Origin of the sequence: Streptomyces sp. NPDC014727 (assembly GCF_043083485.1) — a bacterium.
GTDB lineage: Bacteria > Actinomycetota > Actinomycetes > Streptomycetales > Streptomycetaceae > Streptomyces.
The window spans coordinates 15,582-31,357 of record NZ_JBIBYR010000031.1; the positions used below are offsets into that span (position 1 = coordinate 15,582).

Annotated in this window: 11 protein-coding genes and 4 pseudogenes; 5 read left to right on the forward strand and 10 right to left on the reverse strand. The window is 68.5% G+C overall.

Annotated features, from left to right (window positions below; genetic code table 11):
* Positions 1-93: 93 nt before the first annotated feature.
* The 4 genes and pseudogenes from ACF1B9_RS32210 to ACF1B9_RS32225 all read left to right on the forward strand — a co-directional run.
* A protein-coding gene (locus ACF1B9_RS32210; protein ID WP_391746293.1) for an IS5 family transposase occupies positions 94-973 on the forward strand; the annotation gives its coding sequence in 2 pieces (ribosomal slippage) (positions 94-440 and positions 439-973; 882 coding nt in all).
* A 343-nt stretch (positions 974-1,316) separates the two neighbouring features.
* Entirely contained in the window at positions 1,317-2,312 is a 996-nt protein-coding gene (locus ACF1B9_RS32215) for a hypothetical protein (RefSeq protein ID WP_391746292.1), read from the forward strand.
* A 122-nt stretch (positions 2,313-2,434) separates the two neighbouring features.
* Positions 2,435-3,493: pseudogene (locus ACF1B9_RS32220) on the forward strand (IS1380 family transposase); the annotation flags it as partial.
* Positions 3,494-3,520: 27 nt separating this feature from the next.
* A pseudogene (locus ACF1B9_RS32225) lies at positions 3,521-3,901 on the forward strand (transposase); the annotation flags it as partial.
* A gap of 32 nt (positions 3,902-3,933) precedes the next feature.
* On the opposite strand, the pseudogene ACF1B9_RS32230 reads toward ACF1B9_RS32225, so the two are convergent.
* Positions 3,934-4,077: pseudogene (locus tag ACF1B9_RS32230) on the reverse strand (transposase); the annotation flags it as partial.
* Positions 4,078-4,717: 640 nt separating this feature from the next.
* Here ACF1B9_RS32230 and ACF1B9_RS32235 point away from each other — a divergent pair.
* Positions 4,718-5,713: an IS110 family transposase gene (locus ACF1B9_RS32235; RefSeq protein ID WP_391746312.1), complete on the forward strand. Its 996-nt coding sequence runs from the start codon at positions 4,718-4,720 to the stop codon at positions 5,711-5,713.
* A 146-nt stretch (positions 5,714-5,859) separates the two neighbouring features.
* Here the strand turns inward: ACF1B9_RS32235 and ACF1B9_RS32240 are convergent.
* The 9 genes and pseudogenes from ACF1B9_RS32240 to ACF1B9_RS32280 form a co-directional block, all read right to left on the reverse strand.
* Positions 5,860-6,276: pseudogene (locus tag ACF1B9_RS32240) on the reverse strand (heterodisulfide reductase-related iron-sulfur binding cluster); the annotation flags it as partial.
* Between the two features lie 189 nt (positions 6,277-6,465).
* Complete coding sequence (locus ACF1B9_RS32245) at positions 6,466-7,428, reverse strand: electron transfer flavoprotein subunit alpha/FixB family protein (RefSeq protein ID WP_391746291.1); 963 nt, start codon at positions 7,426-7,428, stop codon at positions 6,466-6,468.
* 53 nt (positions 7,429-7,481) lie between these two features.
* Positions 7,482-8,267 carry an electron transfer flavoprotein subunit beta/FixA family protein gene (locus tag ACF1B9_RS32250; protein WP_391746290.1) on the reverse strand — a complete coding sequence of 262 codons (786 nt, stop codon included), beginning with the start codon at positions 8,265-8,267 and terminating at the stop codon, positions 7,482-7,484.
* Positions 8,268-8,702: 435 nt separating this feature from the next.
* Complete coding sequence (locus ACF1B9_RS32255; RefSeq protein WP_391746289.1) at positions 8,703-10,148, reverse strand: purine-cytosine permease family protein; 1,446 nt, start codon at positions 10,146-10,148, stop codon at positions 8,703-8,705.
* A complete protein-coding gene (locus ACF1B9_RS32260) occupies positions 10,145-11,671 on the reverse strand; it encodes an aminobutyraldehyde dehydrogenase (RefSeq protein ID WP_391746288.1) in 1,527 nt (508 codons plus the stop codon). Before ACF1B9_RS32260 ends, ACF1B9_RS32255 begins: the two co-directional genes overlap by 4 nt.
* Before the next feature lie 195 nt (positions 11,672-11,866).
* Entirely contained in the window at positions 11,867-12,259 is a 393-nt protein-coding gene (locus tag ACF1B9_RS32265; RefSeq protein ID WP_391746287.1) for a gluconate 2-dehydrogenase subunit 3 family protein, read from the reverse strand.
* Between the two features lie 10 nt (positions 12,260-12,269).
* Positions 12,270-13,865 (reverse strand): GMC family oxidoreductase, encoded by a 1,596-nt coding sequence (locus tag ACF1B9_RS32270; protein WP_391746286.1) that lies wholly within the window; start codon positions 13,863-13,865, stop codon positions 12,270-12,272.
* Between the two features lie 267 nt (positions 13,866-14,132).
* Positions 14,133-14,384 (reverse strand): hypothetical protein, encoded by a 252-nt coding sequence (locus tag ACF1B9_RS32275; protein ID WP_391746285.1) that lies wholly within the window; start codon positions 14,382-14,384, stop codon positions 14,133-14,135.
* Positions 14,365-15,762: a SpoIIE family protein phosphatase gene (locus ACF1B9_RS32280; RefSeq protein ID WP_391795959.1), complete on the reverse strand. Its 1,398-nt coding sequence runs from the start codon at positions 15,760-15,762 to the stop codon at positions 14,365-14,367. Before ACF1B9_RS32280 ends, ACF1B9_RS32275 begins: the two co-directional genes overlap by 20 nt.
* Between the last annotated feature and the right edge of the window lie 14 nt (positions 15,763-15,776).

Consider the following 15,776-nt stretch of genomic DNA (forward strand, 5'->3'; position numbering starts at 1 on the left):
AGGTCGATGGCGAGATTGCGCATCGGACGCAAGGAACTAGGTTCTGTCCGGCGGATCATGTGACCTTCTGACCAGTCGCTCGTTGGTCGGGTCATGGGTCGGGGGGATCTGACGAATCGCGAGTGGTCGATATTGGAGGCGCATTTGCCTCCGTCGGGTGGTCGGGGCGGTCGGTGGAACGACCACCGCACCGTGATCAACGGAATCATGTTTCGGATCCGGACCGGTATCCCTTGGCGTGACCTGTCAGAACGCTACGGGTCGTGGAAAACCGTTTACGAACGGCATCGTCGATGGTCGGCGGACGGCACCTGGGATCGGATCCTGCAGTCGGTCCAGGCCGGTGCCGACCTCGCGGGGCGGATCGACTGGTCGATGGTCGGCGTCGACTCGACATCCTGCCGGGCACATCAGCATGCGGTCGGCGCCCGGAGAATAAGCCGCGTGTCCCGAAAAAAGGACAACGCCCCGGCACCACCGCCCCGACGAAGGACTCGGACGGCCCCGGGGCGGCCTGACCTGCAAAATCCACCTCGCCGGCGAAGGCGGCTGCCGCCCCATGGCCCTCCTGCTCACGCCTGGTCAGTGGGGCGACGCTCCGCAGATGGTCGAGGTCCTGGACCGAATCCGGGTCCCTCGCCCGCTGGGCGGACGGCCCCGGACCCGGCCCGACCACGTCAGCGGTGACAAGGCATACAGCTCACGCCGCAACCGCCGCTACCTGCGAAGACGCCACATCCGGCACACGATCCCGGAACCGAGGGACCAGCGGGCCAACCGGCGACGCAGAGGCAAAGAAGGTGGCATGCCTGCTGGCTTCGACCGCGACCGCTACCGGCGCCGCAACGAAGTCGAGCGGACCATCAACCGGCTCAAGAACTCACGTGCAGTGGCTACTCGTTACGACAAGCGGGCCTACGTCTTCCACGGCACCGTCACCGCCGCAGCGATCCGGCTCTGGCTCCGCCAGTGATCCGCGGACAGAACCTAGCGACCTGTCCGGCTGTCGCGTTCCACCCGATCGCAACCAGCCACCAGCACACCTGCGGCGACAAGATCTGCTCGCTTGACTGCCCGCCCCGGGGCGAGGTGGTCATCGGTCCAGCATCCCGCAGGAACACGCTGCGCGGGTTTATCGGGCAAGGGGGTTCCCGGGGATGGTCGGCCCCCGGCGACAGCCGCACAGTTCCTTCCTCGTGGTCAGGGAACAACGTGAGCAGGCCGTTTCCCGGGCTCGAACCTGATCGTTGAGCACACGGAAAGCGGACGGCCGGGCTGTCATACCTGCCCTGCCCTTGAACGGAAGAGTTGCTTCGTTGAACCTCTCGGAACTGCCCCGCGCTGGTGCAGCCTGCTGTGCTACTCCCGTCTCGGTCGACAGCCGACCGGGCCCGAGCCCGAATTCGCATCGGCTGGGCCGGGCTGCAGCAGCCTTGACCGTACTGGCCGGAAGCGGGATTGGCACGGCCGTGGTCGCTCCCGCCGCCCATGCCGACGACGCATTCAACTTTGCCCGGCCCGGGAAGTACACGATCACGGTGCCCAAGGATGTCACCGAGGCGACCGTGAAAGTGTGGGGCGCCGGAGGCCGCGGCGGCCACGGCGGTCACGGCGGAGCCGGCGGTGACGGCACCATGAACGGCACCGGGGGCGGCGGCGCCGGGGGCGGCGGCGGAGCTACCGGGAACGCCGGAACCTACATCGAATGCCAACTGACCGGCCTGCAGCAGGGCCAGACATACGAGGTCGTGGTCGGCTCGGCCGAAGCATCGACGTTGGGGGGCCGGAGCAGCCTGCTGCGTCCCCCGAACATGGACACCAAGCCGCAGTACATGAGCCTGGCCGTTGCCGCCGGTGGCGGCGACGGTGGCGACGGCGGCGACGGCGGCGACGGTGGCAACGGCGGCCTCATCCTCCCCGGCAGCGGCAATGGGGGCCGGGCCGGCGCCGGTGGCCAGCCCGGCACCGAGACGGGCCCTGCGGGTTGCGGTTACGCCGGCAGTAAGGTCGCGTCCAGGCAACGAGACCTGAAACGCAGTCAGCCCGGCAAACCCGGAGCCGCCGGCAACCCCGGGCAGCCGGGAACGTACATGAAGGGCGGCAAAGGGGGCACGGGCGGTGACGGCGGTAAGGGTCGGTCCGGATACCTGGGCATCGGCAACGGCGGCGATGGCGGCAAGGGCGCCACGGGCGGCGACGGGGGCAAGAGGGCCGTGACAGGCACGGAAGGGAATGGCCCTCGTCCCGATTCCCAAAGCGGTATGGCGGGCGGCAACGGCCAGGTCACCGTCACCTGGCACACCGAGCCTTAGCCTCGCGCTTTCATGAGTGTGCTCGTCCATGCCTTGATCAAATAAGTGGAGAGTGCCTCTGACCTGCAACGATGGGACTTCTCTAGGGTCCTGTCAGCTGCACGGAAGGAAGCACTCTCCAGGTGAGTAAGCGTATCGGGTTGTACCCGCGTGTCCGCGTCGAGGGCGGTGGCAGCGGGGCGGTCTCGCAGGCCGGGGCGGTGCTGCTTGTGGAGACGGTTCGCAAGGTGGGCCTGGACACCGCGATATCGGCGGCACTGACGCCGTGGCGCAAGCCGCGGGCACTGCACGACCCGGGCAAGGCCCTGCTGGATGTCGCGCTCGGAGTCGCGCTGGGCGGGGACTGCCTGGCCGATGTTGCCGTGCTGCGGGCCGAGCCCGACGTGTTCGGCCCGGTGGCATCCGATCCGACAGTCTCCCGGCTCATCGACGCTCTCGCGGCAGCCGGACCGGAGGCCCTCGGCGCGATCCGGTCGGCCCGGGCCGAAGTACGGTCGCGCGTCTGGGAACTGGCCGGGGCGAACGGTCCGGCCGCCGACGGCTCGGTGATCGTGGACATCGACGGCGTGCTGGTCCTTGCGCACTCCGAGAAGCAGGACGCCACCGCGACCTGGAAAAAGACCTTCGGCCATCATCCGCTCGTCGCGTTCGTCGACCACGGCCAGGCAGGTTCCGGAGAGCCAGTGGCCGCACTGCTGCGACCCGGCAACGCAGGCTCCAACACCGCGAGCGATCACATCGAAACAGCACAACTTGCCCTGGCCCAACTGCCCAAACACCTGCGGCGAGGCCGGCAGACACTGATCCGCACCGACTCCGCAGGCGGCACCCACGGTTTCCTCGACTGGCTCTCCCGCCGGGGCCGGTGGCTGTCGTATTCCGTCGGAATGACCATCACCGACACCATCCACAAGGCGGTCCTGAAGATCCCGAAGAAAGCATGGACACCGGCCTACGACGCCGGTGGCACCGAACGGCCCGGCGCCTGGGTCGCGGAGATCACCGACGTGCCCGACCTGAGCACGTGGCCCAAGGGCATGCGGTTGATCGTCCGCAAAGAACGGCCGCACCCAGGAGCCCAGTTGCGGTTCACCGACCTCGACGGACTGCGGCTGACCTGTTTCGCGACCAACACCAAAGGCGGCCAGCTCGCCGACCTTGAACTGCGTCACCGCCGAAGGGGCCTTTCCCCAAGGCCGGGTAGTTAGCGCACCGAGCTGGTCACCGACGCGCTCGAAGCCGCCGCCCGCACCCGGGGCGGCAGCCTGGACGGAGCAATATTCCACAGCGACAACGGAGCGCAGTACGCGTCAAAGGAGTTCGCGAAGGTGTGCCGCCGACTCGGCGTGACCCGCTCGCGCGGAGCGGTCGGCACCAGCGCGGACAACGCCGCCGCGGAGAGCTTCAACGCAACCTTGAAAAGGGAGACGCTGCAGGGGGAGAAACGCTGGTCAGGGGCGCGTAAGGCTCGTCTCGCGGTGTTCCGGTGGGTCACCCGCTACAACACCAGACGCAGGCACTCGGGGCTTGGCTACATCAGCCCGATCGCCTTCGAACAGCAATCGGTTACGCTGGCCGCTGCCGCATAGCAAACGGTGTCCACGCTTCGGGGGAAGCCCCCCTCCAGCAGCATTCGGTAGCCGGCCGCGTCATCGGTGATCCGCCGCTTGGCCAGCAGTTCACCGGACTCATCGACCAGGGCGATGTCGTGATGCCTCTCCGCCCAATCAATCCCGCAGAACACAGTCACACGTTCTCCCATCATCGATTGTTTATGCAGGTCACGAGCTCATGCGGGTCACGCGGCGTCCTAATCCCAGGACTCGATCGGTCCGCCATCTCGGTAGCCGTTCGCGACACCAGCGCACCCCAGGGGCCTCTGTCTCCGCCAGAGCTCACGGCTCGCGGAGGTGAACAGGAGGTCGCCCTGCGGCGGGCTCGCGCCACGACGACAACGAACGGCATACGGCGGCGAGTTTCACGGGACTTGGAGACGCCGGGTCACGCCGCTCTCTCGTGAGGCCTCAACGGCCGGGGAGATTCCCAGGCTTCTGCCCGGCGCCCGCATGCCCCGTGAAACCCACCACCGTGACGGCGCCGCTCTATCGGTAGGCCTCATGGGCCCGGGGCCTTACAGACGTCCGTCACCAGACGGCCCAGAAGCCCAGCTGCGGCTTCCGGAACCACCTTCACTACGGATTAGGGGCCTTCGCGACAGGCACCGTCACAGTCTTGACCGCCCCGGCCCGGCGACGGCCACCAGCACCCAAGGCGATCAGGAGAAGGCGACCTTGCCCAGCATCACGCAATCCGCTGCCCCGTGTCACATTCCGGCCGACGCCGCCGAGGAGGTCCTGCTCGGTGTGGACACCCACAAGGACGTTCACGCCGCGGCTGTCATCACCATGCTCGGTGCCGCCCTGGACGGCCGGAGCTTCCCGGCGACCGCGCAGGGATACCGCCAACTCGTCGCCTGGGCCCGCTCGTTCGGAGTGGTGCGACGTGCCGGCGTCGAGTGCACCGGCTCCTACGGGGCAGCCTTGGCCCGCCACCTGCACGCCGAGAGAATCGAGGTCACGGAGGTCAACCAGCCGGACAAGGCCGCCCGCCGGCGCCACGGCAAGACCGACGCCGTCGACGCCGGGGCCGCCGCCCGCGCCGTGCTGTCCGGACGCGCCACTGCCACGGCCAAGACGAGCGACGGCCCGGTGGAGATGCTGCGGCTGTTCAAACTCGCCAGGGGATCCGCGATCAAGTCCCGCACCCAGGCCATCAACCAGCTCAAGAGCGTCCTGGTCTGCGCCGACTCCGCCCTGCGCGAGGCCCTGGCCGGCCTGACCAACCCGCACCTGATCAAGCGGTGCGCCGCACTGGAAGCTCTGGACGCGACCGGGCCTGCTACAGCTGCCCGGCACACCCTGCGTCTGCTGGCCCGCCGAATCCAGCACCTGACCGAAGAGATCGACGACCTGAACCAGCGGATAGCCGAAGCCGTCAAGGCGAGTACGCCCGGTCTGCTCGACGTACGCGGCGTCGGCCCGGACAGCGCCGCAGCCCTGCTCATTGCCGCAGGTGACAACCCCGAACGCCTCACCAGCGAGGCGTCTTTCGCTGCCTTGTGCGGCACCAGCCCGGTCGAAGCGTCCTCCGGCAAGACCCAGCGCCGCAGACTCAACCGCGGCGGCAACCGCCAGGCCAACGCCGCCCTCTACCGGATCGTCCTCAGCCGCCTGCGCTGGGACGACCGCACCCGGAACTACCTGCAGCGACGCCTTGCCGAGGGCAAGACGCGCCGAGAAGTCATCCGCTGCCTCAAGCGCTACATCGCACGGGAGGTCTACCGGCTCATCGCCACTCCGAGCCCCGCAGCCAGCCGCGCACGTGCCGCAACCGCTACTTGACATCCATAGGGGCATCAGTGCCCTGGAACGAGACATCCGTGCACCCAGTGGAACGAGGAGCCCAAGCCCTTCGTCTGGACGAAGGACGCCGACGAGATCCTGCAGCGTCTCGCCACATATCTTGATCGGATTCCCGGCGCGGGACACTAGGTCACCGGCTCGGGCTCCGGTGCGCTCTCGTCGGACGCCTCACCGGCCGGGTCGACCGGCGTCTTCACGGAGTCGAGGAGCAGCTGGGCGACGTCGGCGACCTGGATGGACTCCTTGGGCTTGACGCCTGCGGCGGAGCCGCTCTCGGCTGCCGCCTTCTTGCCGTTGACCGAGTCGGTGAGCATGACCAGGCAGAACGGGCAGGCGGTGGAGACGATGTCCGGGTTCAGGGACAGGGCCTCGTCGACGCGCTCGTTGTTGATGCGCTTGCCGATCCGCTCCTCCATCCACATCCGGGCACCACCGGCGCCGCAGCAGAAGCCGCGCTCCTTGTGGCGGTGCATCTCCTCGTTCCGCAGGCCCGGGACCTTGCCGATGATCTCGCGCGGGGGCGTGTAGATCTTGAACTCCCTGAGCAGCGTCAGGCTCCGCTGTTCGGGGCGGTCGCTACGGCTGCCCGCGGGCACGCTCCGCCCGAGCCGTACGAAGCGGACGATGCGACCGATGGCTCGGGCGAACAGCGCCACGCCCACCACGGCCAGGACCAACGACACGATGATCGCGGCGAACTGCATGGTTAACGCCTTCTGTTTCTCGGGGGTTCAGCCCTTGCGGATCTTGACCCCCTCGGTGAGCTGCGGGACGACGTCGAAGAGGTCACCCACGACGCCGTAGTCGACCATGTCGAAGATCGGGGCCCCGCGGTCCTTGTTGATCGCCACGATCGTCTTGGAGGTCTGCATACCGGCGCGATGCTGGATGGCGCCGGAGATGCCGTTGGCGATGTACAGCTGCGGCGAGACCGACTTACCGGTCTGGCCGACCTGGTTGGTGTGCGGGTACCAGCCGGCGTCCACGGCGGCACGCGAGGCACCGACGGCCGCGCCGAGCGAGTCGGCGAGAGCCTCGATGAGCGCGAAGTTCTCCGCGCCGCCCACGCCACGGCCACCGGAGACCACGATCGCGGCCTCGGTCAGCTCCGGGCGGCCCGTCGACTCACGCGGCGTGCGGGCGGTGATCTTCGTGCCGGTGGCCTTGTCGGAGAAGGTCACCGACAGGGACTCGACCGCACCGGCGGCCGGGGCGGCCTCGACGGCGGCCGAGTTCGGCTTGACCGTGATGACCGGGGTGCCTTTGATGACGCGGGACTTGGTGGTGAAGGACGCGGCGAACACCGACTGGGTGGCCACCGGCCCCTCGTCGCCTGCCTCGAGGTCAACGGCGTCGGTGATGATGCCGGAGTCGATGCGCAGCGCCAGGCGGGCGGCGATCTCCTTGCCCTCCGCGGAGGACGGGACCAGCACGGCGGCCGGCGAGACGGCCTCGTAGGCGGCCTGCAGGGCGTCCACCTTCGGCACCACCAGGTACTCGGCGTACTCGGCGGCGTCGTGGGTGAGGACCTTCACCGCGCCGTGCTCGGCGAGCGTGGCGGCGGTGTCGGCTGCGCCGTTGCCGAGGGCGACGGCGACGGGCTCGCCGATACGGCGGGCCAGGGTCAGCAGCTCCAGGGTGGGCTTGCGGACCACGCCGTCCACGTGGTCGACGTAGACGAGGACTTCAGCCATGGGAATACTCTCCTGCGAAAAGAAGTTGAGGGGCGGTCAGCGACTGCGGGGCCTTAGATGAACTTCTGGCCCGCGAGGAATTCAGCGAGCTGCTTGCCGCCCTCGCCCTCGTCCTTGACGATCGTGCCGGCCGTGCGGGCCGGGCGCTCGGCCACAGCCTCGACCTTGGTGAACGCGCCGTCCAGGCCGACCCCCTCGGCCTCGATGTCCAGGTCGGACAGGTCCCAGGACTCCACCGGCTTCTTCTTGGCCGCCATGATGCCCTTGAAGGACGGGTAGCGCGCCTCACCCGACTGGTCAGTGACGGACACAAGCGCCGGGAGCTGCGCCTCCAACTCCTCGCTCCCGGCGTCGCCGTCGCGGCGGCCTTTGACCGTGCCGTCCTCGACCGAGACCTCGGACAGCAGGGTGACCTGCGGGACGCCCAGGCGCTCGGCGACCAGCGCGGGGACGACACCCATGGTGCCGTCGGTGGAGGCCATGCCGGAGACGACCAGGTCGAAGCCAGCCTTCTCGATGGCCTTGGCCAGCACCAGGGAGGTGCCGATGACGTCGGTGCCGTGCAGGTCGTCGTCCTCGACGTGGATGGCCTTGTCAGCACCCATCGACAAGGCCTTGCGGAGCGCGTCCTTGGCGTCCTCCGGGCCGATGGTCAGCACGGTGACCTCGGCGTCGTCCGCGTCCTCCGCGACCTGCAGGGCCTGCTCGACCGCGTACTCGTCCAGCTCAGAGAGCAGACCGTCCACGTCGTCCCGGTCGACGGTCAGGTCATCGGCGAAGTGCCGGTCGCCAGTGGCGTCGGGCACATACTTCACACACACAACAATCTTCAGACTCACAACATTTCTCCTGCTTGTTCGGTCGTCGGCTTGCTGACGCCCCGCCCGGTAGTGCGCCGCCGAGGACGGATGTTCCCGTCGGCACTCGTCCGGCTGGACCGGCACATCAAGGCTGGGCAGATTGGCCCTCTGCGGCGTCCTGCCCGTGTCGGGGTGGGCCTTCGTAGGAAGCCGACCGCTCAGGGGGCTCTTGGGTGGAGGCTTCACCAGCGAACGCCGCTCGCTGATGCCTGTCGCCGCCGTCTGGCGTCCAGAAAACGTCTCCGGGCCACCTCGGTGTCCGGATCGAGCGGCGGAAGAAGCGCCGGCTGACCCTTGGCATCAACAGAATCATCGTGAAGTAGGCGCTGTTGACGTGCCGGCTGGAGCCGTTTTGGAGAGACTGGGGCAAGCTGCGACGGTGAGCCGGGCCAGGTGCCCGGCGCACCGGTGTGCTCAGGCTCCGGGCTCGCTCTGGATGAGCGTGGGAACGTCCTCGACAGTCACGGTCGTCCGCAGCCGGGTCACCGCCTTCACCGTGAAGTAGTACAACGGCGAGACGACGAGCAGGCCGGCGATGAAGGAGATGTCGGTGTGGCCGAGGGCCTTGGCGATCGGGCCGGTGTAGGCGGTCCCGATGATCATGAACGGGATCTGCACCGCGACACCGATCAGGTAGCAGAGCACCGCGGGCCAGTTCACCCGGCCGTAGCGACCGCCGTCGCGTTTGAAGAAGTCCTCTACGGCGTAGTCGCCGTGGCGCACCAGGTAGAAGTCGACCAGGTTGACCGCGGTCCACGGGACCAGGGAGCCGAGCAGCAGGGTGAGGAAGTTGTTGTAGGTGGCGACGAAGCCGCTCCCGGAGGTGAGGGCTACGGCGAGCGCGATCGTGCACAGTCCGGTGGCGACCACCGCACGCTCGCGGCTGCGAGCTGTGAAGCGCGGCAGGAAGGTCTGCGCGATCGTGATCGTGCACAGGGTGCCGCAGTAAAGGTTCATCGCGTTCGTCGCGGCGACACCGATGCTGAACACGGCCACGACCAGCAGGCTGATCCCGGCGGTCGCCCGGGTCAGGGCGGCGATGGGGTCCGCGCCGGGCAGGAGCAGCCCGATGCCCGCGCCCAGGAACATGGGCAGGATCGAGCCGATGCTGGTGCCCCAGTAGCTCATCCAGAACGCCGGCCTGGAGCCGGTCTTGGCCGGCATATAACGGGAGTAGTCCGAGACGTACGGTGCGTAGGCGATCTGCCAGACCGCGGCCACCGACACGGTGCTCACGAACCCGGACAGGGTGGCCTGACCGGTGGCGAAGAAGGTGTGCGGCACCGAGTGGACGACGAACGCCCAGAAGAACGCCAGTAGCAGGACGGCACCGGAGACGTAGGTCATGATCCGCGCATAGGCGTGGATCAGGTTATAGCCCCAGATCGTGGCCGCGACGCTGGCCGCCGCGAGCAGCACGATGCCGGCCTTGCTGCTCAGGTGCGGAATCACCGACGCCAGAGACTGTCCTCCGAAGACCAGGATCGAGATGAAGAACCCGAGGTACATGACCACCACGATCAGGACGATCAGCAGCGCACCCCAGGAGCCGAACTGCCCCTTGGTCTGGACCATCTGAGGGACCCCGAGCCGCGGCCCCTGGGCGGAGTGCAGCGCCATGAAGATCGCACCGAAGAGGTTCCCGACGATAATCCCCAGCGCGGCCGACCAGGCCGGCTGGCCGAACAGGGTGGTGGCAAGTCCTCCGGTGACAATGGACAGGATCATGATGTTCGTGCCGAACCAGATCGTGAACATGTCCCGTTTCGTGCCATGCCGCTGGTCGAGCGGGACCGGCTGGATCGTCGATGACTCGATGCTGGAGACGGACCCGCGCCGCCCAGCCGGTTGCTCACTCATGCCAGCCCCCTCGCCTCAGCGCATCGAGCCCGGTTGAACATGACGTGCTTGGTACGCGAGTAGTCATCCAGCGCATACGCCGACAGGTCGCGCCCGTAGCCGGAGGACTTGAACCCGCCCCACGGCATTTCGGTGGCGAATGCGAGGTGGTCGTTGACCCACACGGTGCCGAAGTCCAGCCGCCCGGGCAGATCGGCGGCGCGACGGGCGTCCTCGGTCCAGACCGAGGCGGACAGCCCGTAGGCGGTGCGATTGGCCGCCTCGACCGCGGCATCCTCATCGGTGAAGGTTTCCACCGTGACCACGGGCCCGAAGATCTCCTCACGAGTGGATTCGGCACCGTCCGGGAGGTCCACCAGCACCGTCGGAAGCACGAAGTAACCGTCGCCTTCCGGGGCCCTCCCGCCCGTCGCCGCCCGCGCTCCTTCCGCGAAGGCACGGTCGAGGAAGCCGAGCACGCTGTCGCGGTGGGTCTTCGAGACAAGCGGTCCCATCTCGATGTGGTCCCCGGCCGCCGGGTCGCCTACGACCAGCGACTCCACCCGGGGCACGAGACGCTTCAGCAGTTCGTCGTGGACGGACTGCTCCACGAGGATCCGGCAGGCCGCGCCGCAGTCCTGGCCCGAGTTGCCGAAGCTGGCGAACCGGATGCCTTCGGCGACCGCGTCCAGGTCGGCGTCCGCGAACACGATGACCGGTGCCTTACCTCCGAGTTCGAGGTGCACGCGCTTGAGCGTGGTTGCGGCCGCGCCGGCCACTGCCTGTCCGCTCCGTACGCTGCCCGTCACCGACACCAGCGCAACATCCGGGTGAGTCGCGAGCGCCTCGCCGACCACCGATCCGGCACCCGTGACGACGTTGAGCACCCCTGCGGGAAACACCTCGGCAAGAAGCTCGGCCATGCGCAGGGCGGTCAGCGGTGTCTGATCCGAGGGCTTCAATACGCACGTGTTGCCGACCGCCAGGATCGGCGCGATCTTCCATGCCGCCGTGAGCAGGGGGTAGTTCCACGGCGTGATTGCAGCCACTACCCCGACCGGCTCCCGCACGATCATCGACGTGCGGCCGGTGACGTACTCTCCGGCGCTCAGACTCAGCTGCGCCCGGACCGCACCGGCCATGAACCGCAGCGTGTCGATCGTCCCGGCGACATCGTCGCGGGCCAGCGGCATCGGCTTGCCGGTGTTGACCGACTCCAGGTGCGCCAGCTCCTCGGCGTTGGCTTCCAGCACCGCAGCGGCCCTGAGCAGCACGTCGGCGCGGTCCTTCGGCGTCCGCTGCCGCCAGCCGGGCAACGCCGCCTTGGCGGCGGCCACCGCCTTGTCGACATCGGCCGACGTGCCGCACAGGGCCTGTGCAATCGGCTGTCCCATCGCGGGGTTGAACACCGGATGCGTCTGCGTCCCGGTGCCCTCCCAGCTGGCACCGTTGACGAAGTGCGTCAGCACCGCGGTCTCCGCACCGACCGGTGCCAGGCCGCCTCCCAGGTGAGCCACGGGGACCTGCTTTTGCGCCTCGATCATCTCGAAATCCTTCGTTCGTGTACCTGGTTCACGACCGGTTACGCCCACCTCGAGCGCACCGGTCCAGCTGCTCGGAAGCACGCCGACCTGGTTGTGCAGATACTCAGGCCGCGAGCTCAACGGATCGTGAAGCCCCGTTCGACGACGGTGGCCAACATGTCGATGTAGGAATCGACGTCATCGCGGGCCGCGAGCTCAACGGATCGCAAAGCCGCGATCGACGACGGTGGCCAGCATGTCGATGTAGGAGTGGACGTCGTCGTGGGCCGTGCGCGGCGGAGGGTCGTAGGCGAGCGCGGCCTTCGTCCGGGGGCTCAGGAAATAGGCGCCGGCGGTCAGCACAGTGAGGGCCTGGAACTGCTCGGGCTGCTGCACGGAGAGAGCGTCCAGAGCAGCTTCCGGGTCCTTGCCCGTGCACCAGGCAACCGCCTCGGCGAACGGTTCGGCCAGGTCCGGTCGGTAGCCGAGCACCTGGTCGAGCAGCGCATCCGGCACACCTGCGGCGGTGGCCGAGGGCATCGGATCGGACACGGGAATCAGTACGTCGGCGAGTGCGGCAAAAGTGCGTCGCTGGTCGGGATCGAGCATCACGGGGTCCTTAGTCGGCGGTGGGCTGGTTGTGGCGGTTGTCGGCGAGGTGGCGCATCGACCGCAGCGCGACCGCCATGATGGTCGCGGTCGGGTTGACGCCGGTCGAGGTGACGAACACGCTCCCGTCGATGATGAAAAGGTTCGGCACGTCGTGCGCGCGGCCGTACTCGTCGACGACGGAGGTGGCGGGATCGGTGCCCATGCGCGTGGTGCCCAGGAGGTGCCAGCCGCTTTCCCGGACGACGGGGATGGGGAGCACCGAGGTCGCGCCCGCGGCCAGGTGGGCCTCGGTCGCCCGGTCGACGTGGAACTTGAGCATGCGTTCGGTGTTCTCGCTGACGGTGTAACGAATCCTGGGCGCCGGGATGCCGTCGGAGTCTGTGGCGTCTGGGTCGAGGACGACCTCGTTGTGGTCCTCAGGTAGGTCCTCGGTGGTGATCCCCCACTCGGTGTACCGGCCGAAGGTTGTGCGCAACCGGGTGTGGAAGGCGGGCCCGAAGGCGTCGCGCCAGTCCTCGCCCGGCTCCCACAGGGTGTGGGTGAGTGGGCCGCCGGTCGGCATCAGGTTCCATTTCGCCCCGCGCACGAACCCGCGGCTGGTGTCGGTCTCGTAGAACTGCATCGACTGCAGTGCCTGCCCGGTCGGGCCGAGCCAGGTCTCGAGCTCGTCCTCGTAGGTCCCGTACACCGAGGCGTAGGGATGCACCATGAGCCGCTTGCCGACCAGCCCCGAGGAGTTCGCCAGACCGTCGGGGAACTGCGCAGAGGCCGAGTTGAGCAACAGTCGCGGGGTGCCAATCCCGTTGGCGGCCAGCACGGTCACGCCTGCGGCTTGGTGGCGCACGACTCCCGCGCGGTCGACGTACTCCGCGCCGGTCACCAGACCCCGGTTGTCGACCGTGAGCTGTCGCACCCGGGCCCCAGTCACCAACACAGCACCGGCGGCGATCGCGTCGCGCCAGTGCGTGAAGTCGGTGCTCGCCTTCGCTCCGGTCGGACATCCCGACTCGCAGGCGCCGTACCGCAGGCACGCGGGCCGGTTCTTGAACTTACGCGACGCGATGGCGTTCGGGGCGGGCCACCAGTGCCAGCCGAGCTTGTCCATGCCCTTCGCCGCGGCGAGGCCGTACTTGCCGATCGGCATCGGCGGCAGTGGGAAAGTGTGCGGGTCCGGGTAAGCCGGGTCGCCGTCGAGTCCGGACGCGCCGATGTGGTGGGTGACCTCGTCGTAGAACGGCCGCAGGTCCTCGTAGGTGAACGGCCAGTCATCAGCGACCCCGTCGAGGGTCCGAACCCGGAAGTCGGAGGGCAGTGCCCGGACCCAATGCCCGGAAAACAGGATAGTGCTGCCGCCCACGCCGTTGAACATCAACGGCTCGATCGGGCTCTCCTCGGTGTCGACCGGGTAGTCGCTCTTCCGCCCGCGCACATTCGGACTGGGGTGCCACTGCTTGAGGCGGGTCAGCTCCCACTCGGGCTTGCCGCCCGTGAAGTCATCGGGAAGAGCCCAGTCGCCCTGCTCCAGGCAGACCACACGAAACCCACGGCCGGCCAGCTCCAGGGCCGCCACCCCACCGGAGGCGCCGGCACCTACGATGAGCACATCCGCATCCCCGTGATCATGCTGCGTGTTCACCAGTAACTCTCCCGCTCGCTCAGTCCGCTGCGGACACGTTCGCACCCACATCGGTGGACTTTTCCGCTCCGGTCGACTCTCAGGTGCCTGCCGGACCAGGGGATCGAATGACCCGCACCCAGAATGCTTCGGCCCGCCCCCGACGACACCAGGTTCATCCGCCACAAATGAGACGTTCGACTTGAGCAAATGCACAACCTGCCCCCCATTGCTCCCGCATCCGGGTCACGATCTTCAGCTCAGGTGGGGGCCTGGACCACAGCGGGTGCCGCACCCGGTTGTCACGTTCGTCCCCGCCGACGACGGCGGCGGATCGGACAGCCGGGAGCGGTGCGTGTTCACCGTCTTCTCCACCGCCTGCCCGAGGTTCTGCCACAGGACGACGCCTGCGGTGATCGGGGCGGGCAGCAGGCAGCACGCCAGCCCGGCCAGGCCCGCCAGCAGCTTCGGCGCGCGTGGGGTGGGGTCAGCTGCAGGGCCGGGCATCAAGCGGCACTTCGGCCCAGATCGTCTTGCCGTGTGGTGTGTAGCGGGTGCCCCAGCGTTCCGTAAGTTGGGCGACGAGGAACAGTCCGCGGCCGCCCTCGTCCTCCTGTGCAGCCCGCCGCAGGTGCGGGGAGGTGTGGCCCCCGTCCGAGACCTCGCAGATCAGGCCGCGGTCCCGAATGAGCCGCAGCCGCACAGGGGCGCCGCCGTACCGGATCGCGTTGGTGACCAGCTCGCTCACCACCAGCTCGATGACGAACACCGCCTCGTTGTACCCCCACTCAGCCAGCTTCTGGACCGCCAGGGAGCGGAACCTGGCGACCTCTGCGGGATCGGCGGGAAGGTCCCAGCTCGCCACCTGGTCGTCGCTCAACGCATGGACCCGGACCAGGAGCAGGGCCGCGTCGTCTTCTGGGGACTTCGGCAGGACAGCGCTCATAACACTGTCACAGGTCTCTTCCAGCTGTCGGCCTGGTACGGACAGTGCGTCGCGCAACTCGTTCAGGCCGACGTCGATGTCCCGGTCGCGGGCCTCCACCAGGCCGTCGGTGAACAGGGCCAGGAGGCTGTCCTCGAGAAGGTCGAATCCGACGCTTTCGAACGGCAGGCCGCCCAGGCCGAGCGGTGGGCCAGCGGGCAGGTCGAGGATTTCCACGCGGCCGTCAGGAGCCACCACTGCGGGGGGCAGGTGGCCGGCCCGGGCCATGACGCAGTGGCGCTCGACCGGGTCGTAGATGGCGTAGAGGCAGGTCACGCCAACGGCCCGGTCATCCTCGCTCCCGAGGGACTGCGCGACCAGGTCGTCGAGCCGGGCGAGCAGCTCATCCGGTGCGAGGTCCATTGCCGCGAGCGCCGCCACAGTGGTCCGCATCCGACCCATGGTGGCGGCGGCACGCATGCCATGACCGGCAACGTCCCCGACGACCAGGCCGACCCGTGCCCCGGAGAGCGGGATGACGTCATACCAGTCCCCGCCCACTCCCACGGGTCCGGCCGCGGGAAGGTAGCGGTGAGCGACCTCCACGGCCGCGGGCTGCGCTAGGCGATGCGGGAGCAGGTCGTGCTGCAGCATCAGCGCGATCGCGTGCTCGCGAGCGTAGCGGCGTCCGTTGTCCACACACACCGCGGTCCGGGAGACCAGTTCCTCCGCGAGGGCGATCTCCTCGGGGTCGAAAGCGTCCCGCGGCGGGAACCTTTCAAACGTCGCCAGGCCCAGCGTGGTTCCCCGGGCCCGCAGCGGAACGACCGCCACCTGGTCGCAGGCGACCGAATGCCCATGGGCAAGGCAGCGCAGCTGCGGCGAATCGGGTGAATATCCGATGGGACGCGGCGATGTCGCTGCCGCCGGACGGTCGTGGTCCGCCACCCGTTCCGCCACCCGCCGCAGGTCGC

Excerpts from the sequence above, each read along its gene's own strand:
- ACF1B9_RS32265 (WP_391746287.1), bottom strand. The coding sequence starts at position 12,259 with ATGCTCGATCCCGACCAGCGACGCACTTTTGCCGCACTCGCCGACGTA.
- ACF1B9_RS32235 (WP_391746312.1), top strand. The coding sequence starts at position 4,718 with ATGCTCGGTGCCGCCCTGGACGGCCGGAGCTTCCCGGCGACCGCGCAG.
- ACF1B9_RS32275 (WP_391746285.1), bottom strand. The coding sequence starts at position 14,384 with ATGCCCGGCCCTGCAGCTGACCCCACCCCACGCGCGCCGAAGCTGCTG.
- ACF1B9_RS32255 (WP_391746289.1), bottom strand. The coding sequence starts at position 10,148 with ATGAGTGAGCAACCGGCTGGGCGGCGCGGGTCCGTCTCCAGCATCGAG.
- ACF1B9_RS32260 (WP_391746288.1), bottom strand. The coding sequence starts at position 11,671 with ATGATCGAGGCGCAAAAGCAGGTCCCCGTGGCTCACCTGGGAGGCGGC.
- ACF1B9_RS32245 (WP_391746291.1), bottom strand. The coding sequence starts at position 7,428 with ATGGCTGAAGTCCTCGTCTACGTCGACCACGTGGACGGCGTGGTCCGC.